The sequence below is a fragment of the Helicobacter enhydrae genome (assembly GCF_001693335.1).
Lineage (GTDB): Bacteria > Campylobacterota > Campylobacteria > Campylobacterales > Helicobacteraceae > Helicobacter_G > Helicobacter_G enhydrae.
This window is the reverse complement of the sequence record NZ_CP016503.1, coordinates 267,251-287,603: the sequence shown is the minus strand read 5'-3', so window position 1 is coordinate 287,603 and position 20,353 is coordinate 267,251. Positions and strand designations below refer to the sequence as shown.

19 protein-coding genes are annotated in these 20,353 nt (G+C 39.9%); 5 read left to right on the top strand and 14 right to left on the bottom strand.

All coding sequences use genetic code 11. The features are described from left to right. Positions 1 to 2: 2 nt before the first annotated feature. The 8 genes from BBW65_RS01360 to der are packed head-to-tail and all read right to left on the bottom strand — an operon-like array spanning position 3 to position 9,823. Entirely contained in the window at positions 3 to 272 is a 270-nt protein-coding gene (locus tag BBW65_RS01360) for a hypothetical protein (RefSeq protein ID WP_066338693.1), read from the bottom strand. Then, positions 273 to 746 carry a hypothetical protein gene (locus BBW65_RS01355; RefSeq protein ID WP_066338691.1) on the bottom strand — a complete coding sequence of 158 codons (474 nt, stop codon included), beginning with the start codon at positions 744 to 746 and terminating at the stop codon, positions 273 to 275. It lies immediately after the preceding gene. A 17-nt stretch (positions 747 to 763) separates the two neighbouring features. Beyond that, on the bottom strand, positions 764 to 2,509 hold the full coding sequence (locus tag BBW65_RS01350; RefSeq protein WP_066338689.1) for a M3 family oligoendopeptidase: 1,746 nt from the start codon (positions 2,507 to 2,509) through the stop codon (positions 764 to 766). Between the two features lie 58 nt (positions 2,510 to 2,567). Then, positions 2,568 to 4,787, bottom strand: a complete 2,220-nt coding sequence (locus BBW65_RS01345; RefSeq protein WP_066338684.1) for a PD-(D/E)XK nuclease family protein — start codon at positions 4,785 to 4,787, stop codon at positions 2,568 to 2,570. Then, entirely contained in the window at positions 4,784 to 6,700 is a 1,917-nt protein-coding gene (gene tkt / locus BBW65_RS01340; RefSeq protein WP_066338682.1) for a transketolase, read from the bottom strand. Before tkt ends, BBW65_RS01345 begins: the two co-directional genes overlap by 4 nt. Continuing rightward, on the bottom strand, positions 6,690 to 7,517 hold the full coding sequence (locus BBW65_RS01335) for a YihY family inner membrane protein (protein ID WP_199919448.1): 828 nt from the start codon (positions 7,515 to 7,517) through the stop codon (positions 6,690 to 6,692). Before BBW65_RS01335 ends, tkt begins: the two co-directional genes overlap by 11 nt. After that, on the bottom strand, positions 7,514 to 8,404 hold the full coding sequence (locus tag BBW65_RS01330; protein WP_066338676.1) for a biotin synthase: 891 nt from the start codon (positions 8,402 to 8,404) through the stop codon (positions 7,514 to 7,516). The genes BBW65_RS01335 and BBW65_RS01330 overlap by 4 nt, the downstream gene beginning before the upstream one ends. Positions 8,405 to 8,422: 18 nt before the next feature. Then, positions 8,423 to 9,823 carry a ribosome biogenesis GTPase Der gene (gene der / locus BBW65_RS01325; protein WP_066338673.1) on the bottom strand — a complete coding sequence of 467 codons (1,401 nt, stop codon included), beginning with the start codon at positions 9,821 to 9,823 and terminating at the stop codon, positions 8,423 to 8,425. 174 nt (positions 9,824 to 9,997) lie between these two features. On the opposite strand from der, the gene truD reads away from it, so the two are divergent. Both truD and folE read left to right on the top strand, forming a co-directional pair. Beyond that, positions 9,998 to 11,110, top strand: a complete 1,113-nt coding sequence (gene truD / locus BBW65_RS01320) for a tRNA pseudouridine(13) synthase TruD (protein ID WP_066338672.1) — start codon at positions 9,998 to 10,000, stop codon at positions 11,108 to 11,110. A gap of 4 nt (positions 11,111 to 11,114) precedes the next feature. Continuing rightward, a complete protein-coding gene (gene folE, locus BBW65_RS01315) occupies positions 11,115 to 11,657 on the top strand; it encodes a GTP cyclohydrolase I FolE (RefSeq protein WP_407645231.1) in 543 nt (180 codons plus the stop codon). Between the two features lie 25 nt (positions 11,658 to 11,682). On the opposite strand, the gene BBW65_RS01310 is transcribed toward folE, so the two are convergent. From BBW65_RS01310 to BBW65_RS01290, 5 genes are all read right to left on the bottom strand, one after another. After that, positions 11,683 to 12,549: a hypothetical protein gene (locus BBW65_RS01310; RefSeq protein WP_066338668.1), complete on the bottom strand. Its 867-nt coding sequence runs from the start codon at positions 12,547 to 12,549 to the stop codon at positions 11,683 to 11,685. Positions 12,550 to 12,638: 89 nt separating this feature from the next. Beyond that, a complete protein-coding gene (locus BBW65_RS01305) occupies positions 12,639 to 13,208 on the bottom strand; it encodes a DJ-1 family glyoxalase III (RefSeq protein WP_066338661.1) in 570 nt (189 codons plus the stop codon). Then, complete coding sequence (efp, locus tag BBW65_RS01300) at positions 13,189 to 13,752, bottom strand: elongation factor P (RefSeq protein ID WP_066338659.1); 564 nt, start codon at positions 13,750 to 13,752, stop codon at positions 13,189 to 13,191. Before efp ends, BBW65_RS01305 begins: the two co-directional genes overlap by 20 nt. A gap of 9 nt (positions 13,753 to 13,761) precedes the next feature. Next, positions 13,762 to 14,685 carry a class II fructose-bisphosphate aldolase gene (locus BBW65_RS01295; protein WP_066338657.1) on the bottom strand — a complete coding sequence of 308 codons (924 nt, stop codon included), beginning with the start codon at positions 14,683 to 14,685 and terminating at the stop codon, positions 13,762 to 13,764. Between the two features lie 27 nt (positions 14,686 to 14,712). Next, on the bottom strand, positions 14,713 to 15,552 hold the full coding sequence (locus BBW65_RS01290) for a peptidylprolyl isomerase (protein ID WP_066338649.1): 840 nt from the start codon (positions 15,550 to 15,552) through the stop codon (positions 14,713 to 14,715). Positions 15,553 to 15,827: 275 nt separating this feature from the next. Between BBW65_RS01290 and BBW65_RS01285 the strand changes: the two genes are divergently transcribed. Genes BBW65_RS01285 through BBW65_RS01275 form a run of 3 tightly spaced genes read left to right on the top strand, consistent with a single transcriptional unit; the run spans position 15,828 to position 18,231 of the window. After that, positions 15,828 to 17,027, top strand: coding sequence for a malic enzyme-like NAD(P)-binding protein (locus tag BBW65_RS01285; protein ID WP_066341745.1), 1,200 nt, complete (start codon positions 15,828 to 15,830; stop codon positions 17,025 to 17,027). Further along, positions 17,024 to 17,938, top strand: coding sequence for a 16S rRNA (cytosine(1402)-N(4))-methyltransferase RsmH (rsmH, locus tag BBW65_RS01280; protein ID WP_066338647.1), 915 nt, complete (start codon positions 17,024 to 17,026; stop codon positions 17,936 to 17,938). The genes BBW65_RS01285 and rsmH overlap by 4 nt, the downstream gene beginning before the upstream one ends. Continuing rightward, positions 17,935 to 18,231, top strand: coding sequence for a hypothetical protein (locus BBW65_RS01275; RefSeq protein ID WP_083985969.1), 297 nt, complete (start codon positions 17,935 to 17,937; stop codon positions 18,229 to 18,231). Before rsmH ends, BBW65_RS01275 begins: the two co-directional genes overlap by 4 nt. Positions 18,232 to 18,272: 41 nt before the next feature. Here the strand turns inward: BBW65_RS01275 and mnmG are convergent, their stop codons facing one another. After that, a complete protein-coding gene (mnmG, locus tag BBW65_RS01270; protein ID WP_066338644.1) occupies positions 18,273 to 20,207 on the bottom strand; it encodes a tRNA uridine-5-carboxymethylaminomethyl(34) synthesis enzyme MnmG in 1,935 nt (644 codons plus the stop codon). Between the last annotated feature and the right edge of the window lie 146 nt (positions 20,208 to 20,353).

Genomic DNA, 20,353 nt, shown 5'->3' with positions numbered 1-20,353 from the left:
TGTTAATCCTTTTTTCTAAAATCTTTATAAACGACATTTCTTTCTTTTGTATAACGCTTTTTGATCTCTTGATTCCTTTCAACTCCCTCTCTCAATTTCTCCAAATATTGCTTTTTGATACGAGATTGATTGGGTTGCACTGGCTTGACAAAAAGTGCAAACAATACAATGAAAAAAAACGCTATGCTCGTGCTTTCTGATCCTTGACCACTAAACAAATACCAAGAAGCAGCAATCGCCAACGCACACAAGACTTTCAACAAACTTTTCATCTAGCCCCTCATCAGTTCTTGATTTTTGGACAAAATAGCATTTAGAGAATCAGTAAATCCTTCATCCTCGTCTATTTCATCAACTTGTCCATACATCAGTGTCTCAACAGGATTGCTAAACAAAATAATTCCATTTGCAGAATCTTCGGGTTGGAATATGATCTGCACCACCGCATCATAAGGCACGGCGATACTCACATCTGTATCTTGAGTCACCCCAGCACGGAATTGAAAGAATTGTGCAGAAAGCTCAAGAGTTTCCAAACTATAGCCAGAAAGCACAAAAATATTAATCGCTCCAAGAAGCTCCAAAGCATCGTGATTGAGTGGAGGATCAAAGGTGATTTTTGAGATGTCACAAGCAATGCTAAAAGGGATCTTTTCTTGTTCTAGCTTTTGTATCATCTCTTGTGCGTGTAGTTTGAGCAAGGTGCGTAAAGACGCATTGATGATTCTGTGTTGATAAGAAAACATGGGCTACCCTTTATCTCTCATTTCAAAGCTTGAAATTCTTCCAAAAGAATCTTAATCTGCTTGATACCGATCTCCCAAAATCGCTCATCTTCAATATCAAAACCAAATGTAGCAATCAAATCTCTAGGAGATCGACTTCCGCCAGCACTCAAAAACTCAATATAAGTTTTCACAAACTCTTCTTTTTTGTTGTTTGCAATTGATTCTTTATACAATCCAAAAAGTGCGAGAACGAGCAGTTGCCCATAACTATACGCATAGCAATAGAACGGAGAATGGATGAAGTGAGGGATATAGCTCCACCAGCTTGCATAGTTTTTGGTGAGTTTGATACTCTTGCCAAACATTTTTTGATTTTCTTTTATCCAAATCGCATCAAAATCTTGGCTTTTTAATTCATCTTCACTTGCGTGTATCTTGCGTTCAAACTTAGTCATCACGATTTGGCGGAATAGTGTCGAAAAAATATCTTCGATTTTACCTGCATAAAGGCTTAGGAGCTCCTCTTTATCCACTTTGTTTTTGAGCGTGTCAAACAACAGCATTTCCCCAAACACAGAGGCAGTTTCAGCTGTTGTCAATGGAGTGTCCATATTGAGATAGCCCTGCTTTTTGCTCAATTCTTGATGGACCATGTGCCCAAACTCGTGTGCAATCGTAAAAACATCACGACGCCCATCTGTGTGGTTGAGCATTACAAAAGGGTGGGCTGATGGCACACATCCGTGACTAAAAGCCCCACCACGCTTTTTGTCCCTAGGATGAGAATCAATCCACCCCTCTTGCAATGCTTGTTTGGCAATCCCTGCAAAAATAGGGGAAAATTCCTCAAAGCTTTGCAATACTAGCTCAAGCCCCTCGCTATAGCCAATCTTTTGTGTTTTTTTGTCTGTGCTAATTGGAGCATAGCGATCATAGTCTTTGAGCTTTTTGACACCAAGTAGCTCTCTTTTTTGTAGGTAATAATCTTCCACGATTTTATAATTGCGTTCTACCACTTCAATCAAAGTATCCACGCTTTTTTGAGTCGCACAATTATCAATATGACGGAAACTCTCTTTTCTAGGGTATTGACGCATTTTGGTGAAAATGCTCAAATCTTTGCGAATCATATTCAAAACAAAAGTGAGAAAATGTCGAGATTCTTGAAGTTTCTCGGTGAAAAGTTTCTGTGCCTTTTTGCGTTCTTTGCGATTTGCAGAATGCAAACAAGCCAAGATCTCTTCTTCGCCAAGCTCTATTTTTTTGCCATTTTGTTTCATCTGAAAACGCATACGACTTAGATGTTCATCAAAAAATCTTGAAAAAGCCCCTACCCCAACGGGTGAAAGCTCCAAAACAACCTGCTCTTGATCCAAAGTGAGTTGATGTTTTTTTTGTGCGATTAGTTGTTGGAGATAGAAAGCATAATCTGGAGATTGTTGGATGAAGCTGTTTTGCTTATCTTGTGTGAGATTGCAAAACTCCAACTCAAAGAACAAAAGCAAAGCCTGAATCTCATTGCATATCATTTCATATTTTGCATAAATATCCCCATTGTCGCTATTTTGTGCGAACAACAAAAAGGTGTAAGTTTGGATAGAGGCGATGCCCTCACACAAGCTCTCATATTGTTTCAAAATCATCGGAAAATCAGTCTGCTGTGCGAGTTTGCCTTTGTAGTTTTTCTCAAAATCCTCTGCTTTGATTTTTAGCTTTTTGGCTTTTTCTTCAAGCTCTTTTTGACTAGCAAAAAGGCAATCTAGATTCCATAAACTCTGCATATCTTCCTCCTTTTTGGTTTAAATTGTATCTCAAATCTCTCAAATCCATCTTTATCTTTCAGCGATTACAGAGATTGGCAAAGGTGCATTGAGAGCACACTGCTTGATTTTCTGTTTTTGTGTATTCAATCTCGCCTCTAAACTCTGCCAAAAGTTCATCTAGCGTTTGGATAGAGGTGTTGATTTGTTGATCAGCACACATTACGCCATCTCGCACATAATAAAACAAAGTTTTGATCGTGCGTGTCGGATGTTGGCTTTGGGCATAGAGTGCATAAATCGCACTTTGGATCTCATTGATTTTTTGATTCTGAGAAGCTGATGTTTTGTAATCAATCACCCACACTTCATCATCGCAAATGTCAATGCGATCAATCCTCCCCTTTAGCACAAAACCATTGTATTGCAACTCAAACTCTTTTTCTCTTTCTGTGAGGATAAAAGGAGCGCGTGTGCGTTCAGAATCAAAAAACCTGCTCATTTGCATTGCAATCAAATCTGCCTTGAATTCTAGCAACGCATTCCCCTCTTGCGACAATAAGCCTCTGAGATGTTTGAGAAATTTCTGTTCTATTTCTTTGATGTCTTTTTTTTCGATCACCTCTTTGTCAGCATAGGCGACTTCTAGGCATTGGTGGATGAGAGTTCCGATTGTCAGAGAAAGTTCCTCTTGCTCAAACAACAAATCAGAATAGCGTTTGATGTATGTGTAGTAAAACTTTCGTTTGCACTCTTGGAATAGTCTCAATGCACTTGAAGAGAGTGGTTTGTCATAACGACTGCAAAAATCCTCTTCGACAAAACCAAAAGTATCAGGTTTGTCAAAAAGAATCGGAAGCCTTGTCTGCTCTTGATATTGCACCCCAAGCTCTTCTAGAAAATCCGATGCCTTGCCCTCTTTGTGCAAAATGCAGATTTCTTTTGAGCGTTTGAATAAGTCTAGATAATAATGTTTTTGTAAATCCTGCTTATCTTGAAGGGTTGGCATTTGCACGAGTTTGCGTAGCGTAGAATTCAAAAACATATCATTGTCTTTGAGGTTGGGAATGTTGTCTTGACTGAAATCAGGAATGATGACCTTTTCAAACTCCATTCCACGACTTTCCAAAAGACCGATTACACGGATTTTGCCTCCACTATTGTCAGAGCTTGTGTATCTAGATATTTCAGAACAAAACAACTCCAAGAGTTCAGAAAACTTGAAATGCTGAAAGCATTCTGCATTTTGACTATACACAAACAACATTTCATCGACTTCATAGCCCAATGATTGTGGAATACAAGCGAGTTTTTCACGCACGATAGTTTGCAAATGCGTGATTTTCTGCATTCCATCGCATTGATCTAGCTCCAAATCACCGACATTTTGCAATGCTTTCAATTCCTCTAGCAGAGAGGTTTCTAGTGCAAATCCCATCGCATAATTAAGATTGCGATAACGATCCAAAACCTTGAGATAATGAGTGAAGTCTTCTTGAGGCAAAACCACCGCGATTTTGTCTGTATCTACCCCCTCTTTAATCCATTCTGACACTTTTTCAAAAATCCAAGCACATTGTGCGATTCTAAGGCTAAAAGATGCTGTATGAAACACTCCATTGAGGGGATATGGAGTCGCAGAAAGGATAGTTTTGGAGCTGTAGTCTATGCAATATCTATAGTCTTCTTCAATCCCCTCTCCCACAAAATCAAAATGTTTGAGGTTGTAGGCATCGATATTGAGATGCAAAAACACTTGATGTCTAGAAGCGATTTGATCCAAGATCGCTCTCTCTCTTTGAGACAAAAAGCCATCAAGGTGGATATGGATTTCATCGTATTTCTCAAGATAGCTTTCAAAAATCTCAAACTCACTGGATATATCATAGAATCTATTCTTTTCCAACTCTTGCTGATAAGCTTCATAAATACGCTCAAGCACATTGAGATGGTCTTGATAGTCTCCATAAATATCTTTTTGGGGGATTTCTTGAATCTTGATTTGATGTTGATGGATCTCATTGAAAAAATCAAACAAAAACCGCGAGGTTTCCAAAAATGCCACAAAGTTTTTTTCAAAAAAAAGTGTTTGGAATTCTTTGTCGCTAAACCGAAAAGCCCTGAGCACTTTTAGCAAAATCGCTCTTTTGAGGTAGGGCGGGATTTTTTTCTTGCTTCTCACAAGCGTAGCATACTCAAAAAAATCGCTTAGGGTCGTCGTGTGGGGCAAAAATATCCCATCTTGTTGGTGCAAAAAATGATTGAGTGCCCTTGAGCTAGAAAAAACAAAAAGCTTCATTGGCATATTTTTCTAGCAACTTCCAAAGTTGTCTTGACATTGATACCAAAGTGCTCAAAGAGTTCATTGCCCTTGCCTGACGCCCCAAAGCTTTGCATTCCTACAACTTGATTTGCATATTCATACCACTCTAAGCCCCTTGAAGCCTCAATCGCAATTGTGCGATCGCGATTTGAGAGAACAGAATCTTGATATTCTTGGCTTTGTTCTCTAAACAACTCCAATGATGGCATACTCACCACACGCACTCTTTTGCCCTCATTTTCTAGGATCTTTGCACTCTCCAACGCACACTTGACTTCAGAACCTGTGGCGACAAGAATCACATCTGGATTTTCGCACTCACAAAGTGCATATCCACCTTTTGCAACGCGATCTTGATTTGTGGATGGCAAAACCTCAAGATTTTGGCGACTCAAAACAAAGGCACTCGGAGCCTTGAGCGTTAGAGCCACTTTGACACACGCAAGATTTTCATTGGCATCAGCAGGGCGGAAAACATAGAGATTGGGCATTGCTCTAAAATGTGTGAGTTGCTCGATGGGTTGATGTGTTGCCCCATCTTCCCCTACTCCGATACTATCGTGCGTCCAAATATACCAAACTTGTGATTTCATAATCGAAGCCACACGCACGCTTGCACTCATATAATCACTAAACACAAAAAATGTCGCACAATAAGGCAAAAACAAACCATAATTTGCAATTCCATTGCAAATAGCACCCATTGCGTGTTCGCGGATTCCAAAATGCAAATTACGCCCATTGGGGAAATCTCCCTCATTTTTGAGCAAGGTATTATTTGAAGGTCCAAGATCTGCACTTCCACCCAAAAATCCTTGATGTTTCTTTGCAATCGCATTAAGGATCTCTCCATTGCTCACCCTTGTGGCGATTTGTGTCCCCTCTTGAAATGTCGGATATTCAATCGCTGACAAATCTGGATTTTGCAATTCTTGGATTTTGGCTTGTGTGTCTTGAGAGATAGTTGTTTCCCATTGCTGATACATAGCAATGCCCCTGTGCATTGTTTGCCTAAAACTCTCCAAAACTTCTTGAGAGATTTGGAAGCTTTGCTCTGAATCAAAGCCCATATTTTGCTTACTTTGAGCCAAAACCTCTGCACCTAGTGGCGATCCGTGTGTCTTGTGGCTTCCCTCCAATGTATGAGCATTTTTACCAATGATAGTATGGGCGATGATGAGGGTGGGTTGCTTGGATGATTTGGCTTTGTCAAATGTTTGATTCAGAGAATCAAAACAATACCCATCGCATTCCAAAACTTCAAACCCCTGTGCTTCAAAACGCATTTTGACATTTTCACTCATTGCAATTTGTGTATCCCCCTCGATTGTGATTGCATTGCTATCATAAATCAAAATCAGATTATCTAGCTGATGATGTCCTGCAAGAGAACAAGCCTCATAGCTGATCCCCTCTTGCAAATCCCCATCTCCACACAAACAAAAGACAAAATGATTGATCACTTCTTTGCCCAAAATATTTTGAGCATATTTACTTGCCATCGCAAATCCCACCGCATTGGCAACGCCCTGCCCCAAAGGACCAGTGGTGATTTCCACTCCGTGAGTATGCCCAAACTCAGGGTGACCGGGGGTTTTGCTCCCCAGCTGACGAAAAGACTGCAAATCTTCTAATGTCACATCAAACCCCCATAAATGCAAAAGAGAATACACCAAAGCCGAGCAATGCCCTCCACTAAAAACCAAACGATCGCGATTGAGCCATTGAGAATGTGTGGGATCCACATTGATATGTTGTGATAACACAACTGCAAGATCTGCCAATCCCATAGGTGCACCGGGATGCCCACTATTTGCCTTCTGCACCATTTCAGCACACAAGACTCTAAGAGTGTTTGCCATTTTTATTTGTAATTTTTTATCTAACATTATCAACCTCCAATTGTAGTTTTTGAATCTTGCGTTCAAATCCCTCGCAAAGACGCATTCCTAGCAAAATAACAAACCAAGAAACATAAATCCAAAGCATACTAAAAAGCACAAAGGCAATAGAGCCATAAATATCGCGATAGGATTGATTGTAGCTTATATAATACACAAACGCCCATTTGGCGAGATTCCAGCCAAGCGATGTGATGAAAGAAGATAGAGCCAAAGCCTTCAAACGCAAGGTTTTGTTGGCAGAAATGCGGAACAAGACAAGAAAAATCAGCCAAGCAAACAGGATCGGTGTGATTGCATCTAGCACAGGGAGATTAGAATCCAAAAAAGCTTTGTATCGAAATACAAAATAAAAAGAAACGCCAAGCACAATCGGACAAAATGACACAAGCATCCAATATGTGCTAAGAGAATTCAAAAAGCTACGGGTGGAAGAATTGAACATTTTGGAAGTGATGTATTCGTAGTTGCGAAAAAACAAAATAGAAGTGAAAATCACATAAACAAAGCCCAACATACCAATGCTTGAGGTGTTTTGCAGTAGAGGATTCAAAAAATCAGCAATCATTTCAGAATGTGCGGGTAAGACGCTAGAGAGGATCAGGTTTTCAGCTTCTTTGTAGGCTTCTTGAAAATTGGGCAACAAAAGCAAAACAAAAATCACGATGAGCAACAATGGGATAAAGGCAAAGATTGTATAAAAGCTTAGCGATGAGGCATAGACAAATAGCTCGTCTTCATGTGTCAAAAATCCATAAACTTTTTTGCATTTGGACAAAATGACTGCTAAAAATTCTCTTATCATTTGCATTCTTTGGCAGGTTTGAGCCCATAGCCCTCTAGCATTGAAATGCCTTTTTTGGCTTCGATGACACCATATCCATAATCTCCTAGCATTTTCAAATCTTTTTGTGGATTATCGCCTTGAGTTGTCAAATAATTACCCAAAACGATTGCATCAATCCCCGCATCAAACATAGATTTTTGCTGATCCCCAAAGACCTTCTCGCGTCCTCCAGCAATCATCAATCTCGCATTGGGCAAATATTCTCTTGCCAAAGCGATACATTCCAATGCCTCATCTACACACATTACGCCCTCTTTGATCGGCAATGCAGGATTTGGGATGAAAAAATTAATCGGCACTGAATGAGGAGATAGCGAACGCAAGGCTTTGAGCAATTCGATTCTATGAAATAGTGTTTCCCCAAGTCCAAAGATTCCACCACTACAAAGCCCCAAATCTGCCCTAAGGGCATTTTCGCAAGTTTCAAATCTTTCTTCCCAAGTGTGCGTTGTGCAGATGTGAGTAAAAAAGCTTTTTGCACTTTCTAAATTGTGGTTATAGCTATCAATCCCATTGGCTTTGAGATATTTCAAAGAATCCAAATCCGCACGCCCACAGCACGCGATGAGGTGAATGTCTTGGATTTCTTGTTTGATAGCATTTGCAAGAGAGGCAATGTATTCGCATTTTTTGTGATCAAGCCCACGCCCTGAAGTCACAAGACAAAATCCCACCATTCCATATTTTTTGAGTTCTTTTGCTTCTTGGATGACATTTTCAACGGGTTTGTATTTGTATTTTTGCACTCCTGTATCATATTTGCTACTTTGTGTGCAATATGCACAATCCTCACTACAATTCCCACTACTGACATTGCTAATTGAGCACAAAAAAATCTCTTTCATCTCACCTCTTTTTTCTTATTATTGTAGCAAAGTATCTTTTTCTTGCCCCTCCCCTTCTTCCCACTGCTTAGTATTTTTGCCTCTTGAAGTGATGAAAATGGGGGTGCCTGAAAAATCAAATTGGCTTCTTAGGAAATTCACCAAATAACGCCTATAGCTAAAATGCAAGGATTTTGGGCGATTCATTACAAGGGCTATCTGTGGAGGACAAATCTGATATTGTGTCGCATAATAAATCCTCACAAGCTTCCCATGATCGCTTGGCAAAGGATGACGCCTAGTCGCTTCTTGAATCATTTCATTGAGTTTGGCTGTAGGAATGCGTCTTGAGTAGTTCTGATAAACCTCTAAGATTTTCATTCTGACTTCGTGGATATGACGCCCATTTTTGGCACTCACTGTGATGAAGGGTGCGTATTCCAAAAATCTAAACTTGCGTTTAAATTCTGCAATAATCCCCTCGTATTCTTGACATCGTATATCCCATTTGTTCAAAACCACAATCACGCCAAGAGCATACTCATCAATCAAGGAGCTAATGCGTTCATCAAGCTCAACAAAGCTCATACTCACATCTAGCACCAATAGTGCCAGATCGCTTTTGTCTAGCACCTTGCGTGTGCGATCTAAGCCATAGCGTTCAATCCCTTCGATCTTACTGCGTTTGCGAATCCCAGCAGTATCCACAAAACAAATCTGATGTCCCTCAAACTCCAATTCATCATCCACAGGATCAATCGTCGTTCCAGCTACATCGCTGACCACACTGCGTTCTTTGCCCAAAAGTGCATTGAGCAGGGAGCTTTTACCAACATTCACACGCCCGATGATTCCGACATTGATTTTTGGCTTTGTTTCCTCCTGTTCCTCCACTTCTTGCAAAAACTCCTCAAGGCTTTGGCTTTCCTCCTCTTGCACACACTCAATGACTGCCAATCCCAAAATGTCCAAAATATACTTTTTGAGTGCCAAAATCCCACGATTGTGACTTGCAGAAATCATCAAAAAATCTTTGACTCCAAAGTTTGCAAACTCCCACCCTATCTCTCTTTCTTTGTCATTATCGATTTTGTTGATCACGAGCACGCAGGTTTTGCCACTCTTTTGTAAAGCAAAAAACATTTGCCTATCCACCTCTTGTGGAGGCATTTTGCCATCGACCATATATAGCACGAGATCTGCTTCTTTTCCTGCTTTGAGGCTTAGCTCCTTGACTTTGGCAAACAAGCCCCCACTCTCATCAATCCCACCAGTATCTATCATTTGGATAGAATGTCCCTCAATCTCAACAATGCTATGATTGACATCCCTTGTGGTTCCAGCGATCTCTGAAGTGATTGCTTTGCGTTGTTTGAGCAAACGATTAAATAATGAGCTTTTGCCAACATTGGGTTGCCCCAAAATTGCGATTTTTTTCATTGTATTCTCTTTGATATTGACTAAGTAAAATGCAATCATAGCACATCAATCTCATTGCACAACTTAAGGCTGATCCAATATCACCTTGTATCAGGCAAATATTGAGGGCATAATAGAGTTTTCTTAAGTTTTTGAGTTAGAATCAAGATTCAAAACCCATACTTGGAGCCATAAATGCACAAAAATTTTCTCCTCACTCACTCAGAGATTGATTTTTATTTTTCTCAAAATCCGCGTGATTTTGTCGTCAATGAAATCCCTCTGTATCCTGCAAGTGATGATGGAGAGCATCTAATGCTTCAAGTGAGAAAAAAGGGACTCTCCACCCCCGAAATGCTTAAAATTTTATCTAGCGTTTTGGGTTGCCCCCAAAGAGAAATCGGATATGCAGGGCTCAAAGACAAAAATGCCCTCACCACTCAATACATCACGATTCCAGCAAGATTTCAAAACATCTTGGAGGGCAACTTGGAAGTTTTGCAAGAAAATCAAATCAAAATACTCCACACAGCCCAGCATCGCAACAAAATGCGTATCGGACATCTCAAGGGTAATGCTTTTTTTATACGACTAAAAAAAGTCTCTCCGCTCAATGCACAAAAAATCGATCAAGCTCTTGGAGAAATTGCTCTGTGGGGTATGCCAAATTATTTTGGCTATCAGCGTTTTGGGAAATTTGGGGATAATTATCTAGAGGGCAAAAAACTTGTAAGCAAGAAAAAAAAATACAACAAAATAGAGCAGTTTCTTGTCTCTAGTTATCAAAGCTATCTTTTTAACCAATGGCTTTCCAATCGAATTTTACTTAGCAGATTGTGCAATGATTTTGATGCAAAAGAGATAAAAAAAGCATCGCAAACTTTAAACTTCCCATTGTCTTTGGATTTTCAATCCCTAATAGAGCAAAAACAGCCATTTAAGATTGTGCGAGGCGATTTGTTGCACCACTATCCCTATGGGAAACTCTTTGCTTTGCAAGATTTGTCTCAAGAAGTTGAGCGTTTTGCAAAACAAGAAATTGTGCCTTGTGGGGTTTTGAGTGGGAAAAAGATCACATTGCCTCAAGATGAGGCGTGGGCATTGAGTGAGCGATACATCGATGAACAAGTCACAGAATCAGGAAGTCATCGCTTCGCGTGGGTTTTCCCCCAAAATATTCAAGGGGAATACATTCCACAAAAGGCACATTTTGAGCTTTCTTTTGAATTGCCCAAAGGCTCTTATGCAACTATATTGCTTGAATGTATAGCTCAAAAAGAAATGAGAGGACAAGAAAATGAGTGCTGAATTTTTGAATCGTTTTGTCAAAGAGTTGAGCGAATATATAGGAGAAAATGCGGAACGCGAGGGATTGAGAAAAACCCCCAAGCGTCTTGAAGAGGCTTTTCAAACTCTTTATAGTGGATATAGCAAAACGCCTCAAGAAGTGTTTGCTTCTACCTTTTGTGAGATTCCTTATAATGAGATGATTGTGATCAAAAATATTGAGTTTTATTCGATGTGCGAACACCATCTATTGCCTTTTTTTGGACATATAAGTATTGGGTATATCCCAAGAGAAAAAATTGCAGGAATTAGTGATTTTGCTAAATTAGTCGAGGTTTTTGCAAGACGCTTGCAAACACAAGAAAATCTAACTTATGAAGTGATTGAAAATTTGATTCAAGAGCTTAATCCCAAAGGTGCTATGGTTGTATGCGAGGCTACGCACCTTTGTATGGTGATGAGAGGAGTAGAAAAAAAATCTGCCACACTGCTCACAAGTGCAGTTAGAGGGATATTCAAAGAAGATTCCAAAACACGCACCGAATTTTTGGCACATTTGAGGCATTGAAACCTGATAATGCGTCACTCTCTATTTAGAGTTTCAATTGTTCTTGAATGATTTTTCTTGTTTTTTCTCTTAGTATCTTTTTTTCTTCCGCACTAATGTAATTAACACCTTCACCACTTGAGCTAATTGCATAAAGCTTTCCGCTTGGCAACTCATAAAATCTTCTAAGAAGCTCATAACTATATTCTTGTATGCAAGAAATTTGAATCTTTTGCTCCAAACAACTCAAACTGATCCAGCCATCATCGTAATTCCTACCAATCTGTTCCATAAACAATCTCTGATCGAAAAAAAATGGCATTTTTTCAATATTGAATATATTTGGATTCCACAAAATTCCAAGCCCTCCAGCAATTCCTTCGAAATATTCTTTTCCATTCTTGAAACCACAATACCCCACAAGCGAATTTTGATTTTTTAAAAAATGAGAATATAACGAGGAGATTAAATAATGTGGATAGATAAAATCATCATCCAAACTGATTATCACCTCCGATTTGGAGGCATTAAGGAGTGCGGGGATGAATTTTTTGTACGAACCCAAATCTTCTACCTCAATTATTTTTAACCAAGGTTGAAACTTTTCCAAAATTTTGGGGTATGTTGTATATTCGCCTTTGGCGACATAAAGTTGCACTTCTGCTGGTGGCAAAGTTTGCATATACAGAGAATCTAGGACAAAGTGCAAATATTCTATGCGTTCTTTATGGGTTGTTAGGCTTACAACAATTCTATGGTTGGTTTCTGTGGTTTGTGGTGCATATTGTGTCCAAGAAATCTCACGATGTCTTTGGTTCAAAAACCAAGTTTCTTGATACAGAGATACCTTGCGGACATTTTTGGCAGTTTCTATGATAAAACGCGGGATTTTTTTGAGTGTTTCAATTTTCATCAAAACACCTCGCCAAAATCGTAGGCAAAAACCCTTAAGCCAAAAACCCTTAAGCTATGTAGTGTAGTATAGTGGGGGGGGGGGTAAGATTAGGCATATCGTAACAGCTCCTTTGCAAGCTTGCTTTTTTCTTCTATTCCAAGCAAAGATTCTACAATCCCAAGTGCAAATTCAAGAGCCGAGGCAGGACCTGTCGCGGTGATAATGTGACCTTGTTTGATATATGGAAGCACAAGGCGTGATGCAGTGGTATTTTTCATCAAGTTCTCACAACTAGGATAACAGCAAAAATCTTGCTTGAGCAATTTGAGATCATCAAGAATAATCGGAGCAGCACAAATCGCTCCGATTAATTTCTGTTGAGAATGAAATGTTTGCAAAAACTGCAATAGTGTGGAGGATTTTTGCATATTTTGAACCCCTAGCATTCCCCCAGCCATCACAATCCCATCAAATTGATCGATTTTTGCATCTTCCAAAGACATATCAGCAACGATGGCAATATGATGTGCGCCTTTTTGTGTGGGTGAAGCATCAATTGATGCCAAGCTCACTCCAACCCCTGCCCTCCGCAATATATCAACAATGCTCACAAGCTCGATTTCTTCAAATCCTTCGGCAAATGGCACCAAGATTTGTTTATTTGACTTTTTCGACATATTCACCTGTTTCGGTATTGACACGAATCACTTCGCCCTCTAGCACATGAAAAGGGATTTGCACCACTGCTCCACTCTCAAGTGTTGCAGGTTTTTTGCCTCCACTAGAAGTATCGCCTTTGAAATTTGGAGCAGTTTCTACGATTTTTAGCTCAACGACTTGAGGGACATCGACAGAAATTGCTTTGTTGTTGTGGAAAAGGATTTGGGCATTCATTCCATCAATCATCCACTTTGCGACATCTCCAACCTGATCTTCACTCAAAGCGATTTGCTCATAGGTCGTAGTGTCCATAAATTGATAGCTCTCTCCGTCGTGATAGAGAAACTGCATTGTTTTTTCTGCCAAATTTGGCTCTTCGCACTTGTCACCTGCGTGGAAAGTTTTCTCAATCACTTTGCCGTCCAAAAAAGATTTGATTTTTGCACGCACAAAAGCCGCTCCTTTGCCGGGTTTGACATGTTGATATTCTGTGATTCTGTATGGAATCCCATCAATCTCGATTTTTAGCCCCTTTTTCAATTCGCTCATTCCAATTGCCATTGTATTCCTTTAGATTTTATTTGCACTTCCAAGAAGTTGCATTCTTTGCGTAATGACTTGCTTTACAGCACTCATTGCCGGTGTGAAAAATTTCCTCAAATCAAATTCGGAGTTGTTGGCATTTGCCACTTTTCTCACCTCCGCGATAAATGCGATTCTCAAATCTGTATCTGTATTGATTTTGTTGATTCCCCCTTTTACTGCTTCTTGCAAAAAGTCAAATGGGACTCCCCTGCTTCCTTTGAGATCTCCTCCACTTTGAAGAAATGACTCTCTCACTTCTTGAGGAATCGCACTTGCACCATGCAAAACAAGGGGTATGTTCGTGAGTTTTTTCACCTCTAGCAAACGATCAAAATCAAGCTTTGGCTCACCTTTGAATTTGAAAGCTCCGTGGCTTGTGCCAATAGCAGGGGCGAGGAAATCCACTTGCGTTTCTTTGACAAAAACTTCTGCTTCTTTGGGATTGACAAGACAAGCATCTTTTTCATCTACAGAGATATTATCTTCAATCCCCATCAAACGCCCAAGTTCTGCCTCTACGCTCACACCCCTAGAGTGTGCAAAATCCACAACTTCTTTTGTGATTTGGAGATTCTCTTCAAAACTATGGTGGGAAGCATCAATCATCACAGAAGTAAAACCTGCTTCAATCGCATTTTTACAACTCTCAAAGCTAGTGCCGTGATCTAGATGTAAAGCCACGGGGATATGGGGATACTTGTGTGCAAAAAGCTTAGCCATTCCCACCACCATTTCAATCCCCATATATTTGATCGCCCCCTCACTTGCCTGAACAATCAATGGCGAGGAAACTTCATCTGCTGATTCAAAAATACTTTTGAGCATTTCAAAATTGACAAAATTAAACGCACCGACGCCATAGCCCTTATTGTGAGCTTTAAGTAAGATTTCATTCCCTGACACCAACATCATAACTCCTTGTTTGATTGCAGAAGCTTATTTGATTTCTTCGATTTTTACTTTTGCTTTTTCTCTCATTTTTTTCATTTCTTCTACAAGCATTTGATTAATTCTTTCGTTTTGGAGTCCATTTTCAATCCCTGCTTTTGCCTCGCTGAAGCTAATTGTTTTGGGAGTTGTTTTGTCTTCCAAGAAAATAATATGGTATCCAGCTTGAGTCTGAATCGGTGTGAGAGTGATGCTTTTTGGAGTAAGATCAAACACTGCTTCTACAAATTGAGGCAACATTTGATTGCGATCGATTTTCCCAAGATTGCCCCCATCTTGCTTTTGCTTGACATTTGGATCGATTGATTTTTCATTGGCTGCTTTGATAAAAGCCTCTTTGAGTGCATTACCTTTTTTGTCTTTCAAATCCTTGATGATTGCCTCTGCCTCTTCTTTTGTTTTGACAACAATCATTCTAATATCTGCCTCTTGCTCAATGAAGCGATTTTGATTTGCGTCATAGAATTGTTTGGCTTCTGCTTCTGTGACCTTTGCCTTTTGGGCAAATTTTTCTCTTTGAGCCTTCACCCAAAAATCAATCGCCAAATTGTTGCTAATACTTGTCAATGCCTCTTTGTATTCTTTGTTTTTTTGAATATTGTCTTTTTTGGCTGCCAAGAGTGCGAGTTTTCTTTCAATCAACTGATTGATGACTTCCATTTTTTGATCTTTGTTCAATCTAGCAAAATCAAAACCCGGCACCATTTGTTTGAAAAAACTCATATCTTGATCTGTGATTTTTTGTCCATCAACCACAGCATAAGTTTGAGCATTTGCTACACACAACATTCCAGCAACAACTGAACTTACCAAAATTTTTTTCATCATTTTTGCATCCTTTGTGGGGTAAAATCTTGAAGTATGCCTTTTGGGCTTACATTCTGCGTAGGATTTTACAATGAAAATTGGAAATTTTAGTTCAACAAGTTGCACTACTTTTTGCGTTTTGTTTCATTGATGGGGTAAAATTAAGCCTTTTGTTACAAAGTAGAAAAGTTATTGTAGGTTTTTTGCAAATCGGCATTACAAAAACACAAAAGCAATCTATCAAAAATTTATTATGGTATTTTGCTGAAACACAAATTCAAATACAAGGAGTCAAAATGTCAGACCTCAAAGAAAAAGCCAATCTTTATCACCAAGGTGGCAAAATCGCCATCACACCCAAAACCTCTCTTGAAAGCTTTGAAGACTTATCACTTGCCTACTCTCCGGGCGTGGCATACCCATGCAAAGAGATTCAGAGCGATCCGCTCAAAGCCTATGATTTGACAAGCAAAGGCAATCTAGTCGCTGTGATCAGCAATGGAACGGCAGTTTTGGGATTGGGAGACATCGGCACATTGGCAGGCAAGCCTGTGATGGAGGGCAAATGTGTGTTGTTCAAAAAATTTGCAGATGTTGATTCTTTTGATATCGAAATCGATGAAAAAGATCCCAAAAAAATTATTGAGATCATCAAAGCTATCGCCCCAACTTTTGGAGGAATCAATCTTGAGGATATCAAGGCACCAGAGTGTTTTGAGATCGAAAAAACTTTGATTGAAGAGCTAGATATCCCTGTAATGCACGATGATCAGCACGGCACAGCGATTGTGAGCAGTGCAGCTTTGCTCAATGCTTGTGAGATTGTTGGCAAAAAGATTGAAGATCTCAAAATCGTTGTGATCGGGGCAGGTGCGAGTGCAATTTCTTGTGCGCGCATGTATAGGAGCTTTGGAGCAAAAAACATTTTGATGTTTGATTCTGTGGGACTCATCAATCACAAACGCACAGATTTGAATGCACAAAAACAAGAGTTTGTTTCAAATGAAGATTATGCTTCATATCAGGAAGCATTGAAAGATGCTGATGTTTTGCTTGGTTTGTCGCGTGCAGACATTCTTACACAAGATGACATCAAACAAATGGCTCCCAATCCCCTACTTTTTACTTTGAGCAATCCTAACCCAGAGATTAAGCCCGAACTTGTCAAAGAAGCACGACCAGATGCTATCGTGGCTACGGGAAGGAGTGATTACCCCAATCAGATTAATAATGTTTTGGCTTTCCCTTATATATTCCGCGGTGCTCTTGATGTGCGTGCATCAAAAATCACAGAAAAGATGAAAAAAGCTTGTGCCATCGCACTTGCAGAACTTGCAAGAGAGGAAGTTCCACAAGAGCTTTGCACACTTTATAAAAGAGAATTGAAATTTGGCAAAAACTACATTATCCCAATGCCTTTTGATAAACGCTTGTGCGAAAAACTCTCTCAAGCAATCGCACAAAGCGCTAGAGAAGAAGGGGTAGCACGCATTTGAGCCCACATATCCCTGTTTTAAAAAATGAAGTTTTGGAGGTTTTTTCCTCCTTGACATCAGGCTATCTCATTGATTGCACTTTGGGTTTTGGAGGGCACACTTCTGCTTTGCTTGAAGCTCATCCACAGCTCAATATCATCGGAATCGATCAAGACAAACAAGCGAGGGATTTTTGCAAACAATTTCTACCAGCTGATAGGGTGCAGATTTTGGAGGGTAATTTTGCTTCAAAAATCACTGAAGCACTCTCATCTGCACCGATTGTAGGCATACTTGCAGATATTGGCGTTAGCTCATTGCAACTTGACGCAAAAGAGAGGGGCTTTTGCTTTGATTCTGAAAATCTTGATATGCGTATGGACACAAACAACCCTATCAAAGCCTCTCATATTATCAATCAATATTCCAAAATAGAATTGGAACGCATTTTTTGCGACTATGGAGAAATCAGAGAATACAAAAAAATGGCTAGTCTGATCGCAGAGGAACGCAAAAGGAAGTCTTTTGAAAGTGCCAAAGAATTGAGCGATTTTCTGCAAAAGCATTTCAAAAAGCACAAAATACATCCTGCGACTTTGGCTTTTCAAGCTTTGAGGATTGAGGTCAATCAAGAGCTAGAAGTTCTGCAGTCTCTTTTGCAACAAATTGCAGATTCTGCGTTGCAAGACACAATCATCGCAATCATTTCTTTTCATTCTTTGGAGGACAAAATCATCAAAAATACTTTCAAGCAATGGGAAAAATCTTGTATATGCCCACCAGAAATTTTGCGATGTGAGTGTGGAAATACCCATAGTCGTGGTAGAATTCTCACCAAAAAACCAATCACCCCATCAACGCAAGAAGTCAAAGCCAATCCTCGCTCAAGGAGTGCTAAGATGAGGGCATTTCATTTTTTAGGACGACAATGAACACACAAACAATTAGCGAAAATGAAAAAGACGCACTCTCCCAAATCGATGTCTCTACACCACAAGAAGCTCCATCGTTTTTGGGTTACAAAGATTTGAGATTGATATTCTTTTTTTGTTTTTTTGCTCTTATTTTTTGCCTTCCCAAAATCTACCTCACAAGTCAGATCTACTATTTGAGTCGCAATATCATCAAAACAGAGAATCATTTGATCTTGCTCCAAGAGGAAAATCGCCATCTCAAAAAAGAATTAGAGGATTTTAAATTTCAACAAATCCTAAATATGGAATAGCTTCCTGTCTCCCAGATTTGCACCTCTTGCCCCCCCATTGATTAAGCCTTATTTTTCTCTCTCAAATGAATATACAGATGCAAAATATCCAAACTTGCAGGGGTGATTCCACTGATTTGTGAAGCTTCAAAAAGGTTTTCAGGACGATGTTTCTCAAGTTTTTCTATCACTTCAAGGCTCAAACCGCTAATACCTTGATAAACAAAGTCACTAGGGATCTTGACTTGAAGAGTTTTGTGCATTTGCTTCACGCTCTCCTCTTGCTTTTGAATGTAATGGAAATATTTGGATTGAATGCGGATTTGTTCCAATGCTCTTTCACTCATTTCTGTAAATATTGGATTGAATGCTCTGAGTTTAGCATTATCAAAACTCTCTCGCCCCACAACCAAAAAAGCTTCAGTTTTGTCCCCAACCCCTTCTTCTCCCAAAGAATCCAAAAATGCCAAATTATCTTTAGATGGCGTCACAAAATGTGTGCGTAAATATTCCATTCCCTGCGTAATGTCCTGCATATCCTTAGTGAGCTTGTGGTATTCCCCCTCTTCCATCAAACCTAGCTTATAGGCATACTCACCTAGCCTAAAGAGTGCATTGTCCTCACGCAACAAAAGTCGATACTCTGCCCTAGAGCTAAAGACACGATAAGGCTCTTTGGTGCCTTTGGTCACCAAGTCATCAATCATCACACCGATATACCCCTCATCGCGTCTCAACACAAACACATCCAAATCCCCAAAGCAATCACAAAACCTTTTGTCCCCATCTTTTTTGAGAGCCAATACCGCATTGATACCTGCCATAATCCCTTGTGCTGCTGCCTCTTCATAGCCTGTCGTTCCATTGATTTGCCCAGCTAGATAGAGGTTTTTGGCTTTTTTGGTTTCTAGTGTATGCCAAAGCTCTGTTGGTTGGACATAGTCATATTCAATCGCGTAGCCATAGCGTGTAATGTGTGCGTTTTCCAAGCCTTTGATAGAGTGTATCATCTCCTCTTGAATGTCAAAAGGCAGTGAAGAAGTCAAGCCATTGATATAGTATTCTTGCTCATCTGCAGTCTGTGGCTCCAAAAAAAGCTGATGTCTCTCTTTGTCTGCGAAACGATTGACTTTGTCTTCGATACTTGGGCAATAACGCGGACCCACACCTTGAATCTGTCCGATAAACATTGGCGCACGATGAAAATTGGAGCGGATGATTTGGTGCGTTTTTTCGTTGGTATAAGTCACATAACAGGGATATTGTGTAGGGGCAAACTCTTCCTTGTCGGTGCGATAGCTAAAATGTGGGGGTGGATTGTCTCCGTGATGCACTTCAAGCTCGGTAAAATCAATGCTTTTGCCATCGATCCTAGCACAAGTCCCAGTTTTCAATCTACCAAGCTCTAGCCCCAATGCCTTAAGGCTCCCACTAAGATTTTTACTCGCACTCTCCCCTACGCGTCCATTTTCGCTCATCGCTTCGCCAATATGTATCAGCCCTCTCAAAAATGTCCCTGTCGTCAATATCACTTTTTGAGCATAGTAAGTTTTGCCAATATTTGTGCGTATTCCGATTACTTTTTGAGAATCTTTTGCATCAAATATAAGCTCCTCAGCCATTTCTTGAGAAACGCTCAAGTTCGGGGTATCAAGTATCATCTTGCGTGCAAAAATCCGATAGGCATCCATATCGATTTGTGCTCTAGTGCCACGCACAGCAGGACCTTTGGAGGCATTGAGTGTGCGATATTGTATCCCGCAGTGGTCAGTGATAAGCCCCATTGCTCCACCCAACGCATCTACTTCTTTGGTGAGATGTCCCTTGCCAAGACCACCTACAGCAGGATTACAACTAGCCAATCCAATGTTTTCAATCAATATAGTAAGCAAGTGGGTTTTTGCTCCCATTTTGGCACTTGCAAGACTTGCTTCAATCCCAGCGTGTCCTCCGCCAACAACCAAAACATCAAAATTTGCTCGATTTTCAAAATCCATGTTATTCCTTGAAAAGTGTCTAATAATTTAAAGAAAATTATACATAAACTCACAAGATCAAGGCAAAACAATAGCCGTTTAGTGTGCCAACAAATCAATGGGATGTTTGTCCAAAATTCACAATACCGATTTGTTTTTAGATGATT

Coding starts and splice junctions, on each gene's coding strand:
- BBW65_RS01275 (WP_083985969.1), top strand. CDS start 17,935: ATGAACACACAAACAATTAGCGAAAATGAAAAAGACGCACTCTCCCAA.
- BBW65_RS01295 (WP_066338657.1), bottom strand. CDS start 14,685: ATGTTGGTGTCAGGGAATGAAATCTTACTTAAAGCTCACAATAAGGGC.
- BBW65_RS01285 (WP_066341745.1), top strand. CDS start 15,828: ATGTCAGACCTCAAAGAAAAAGCCAATCTTTATCACCAAGGTGGCAAA.
- BBW65_RS01360 (WP_066338693.1), bottom strand. CDS start 272: ATGAAAAGTTTGTTGAAAGTCTTGTGTGCGTTGGCGATTGCTGCTTCT.
- BBW65_RS01345 (WP_066338684.1), bottom strand. CDS start 4,787: ATGAAGCTTTTTGTTTTTTCTAGCTCAAGGGCACTCAATCATTTTTTG.
- BBW65_RS01335 (WP_199919448.1), bottom strand. CDS start 7,517: ATGATAAGAGAATTTTTAGCAGTCATTTTGTCCAAATGCAAAAAAGTT.
- mnmG (WP_066338644.1), bottom strand. CDS start 20,207: ATGGATTTTGAAAATCGAGCAAATTTTGATGTTTTGGTTGTTGGCGGA.
- BBW65_RS01310 (WP_066338668.1), bottom strand. CDS start 12,549: ATGAAAATTGAAACACTCAAAAAAATCCCGCGTTTTATCATAGAAACT.
- BBW65_RS01305 (WP_066338661.1), bottom strand. CDS start 13,208: ATGTCGAAAAAGTCAAATAAACAAATCTTGGTGCCATTTGCCGAAGGA.
- BBW65_RS01330 (WP_066338676.1), bottom strand. CDS start 8,404: ATGAAAGAGATTTTTTTGTGCTCAATTAGCAATGTCAGTAGTGGGAAT.
- BBW65_RS01350 (WP_066338689.1), bottom strand. CDS start 2,509: ATGCAGAGTTTATGGAATCTAGATTGCCTTTTTGCTAGTCAAAAAGAG.
- der (WP_066338673.1), bottom strand. CDS start 9,823: ATGAAAAAAATCGCAATTTTGGGGCAACCCAATGTTGGCAAAAGCTCA.
- truD (WP_066338672.1), top strand. CDS start 9,998: ATGCACAAAAATTTTCTCCTCACTCACTCAGAGATTGATTTTTATTTT.
- BBW65_RS01355 (WP_066338691.1), bottom strand. CDS start 746: ATGTTTTCTTATCAACACAGAATCATCAATGCGTCTTTACGCACCTTG.
- BBW65_RS01290 (WP_066338649.1), bottom strand. CDS start 15,552: ATGATGAAAAAAATTTTGGTAAGTTCAGTTGTTGCTGGAATGTTGTGT.
- tkt (WP_066338682.1), bottom strand. CDS start 6,700: ATGTTAGATAAAAAATTACAAATAAAAATGGCAAACACTCTTAGAGTC.
- efp (WP_066338659.1), bottom strand. CDS start 13,752: ATGGCAATTGGAATGAGCGAATTGAAAAAGGGGCTAAAAATCGAGATT.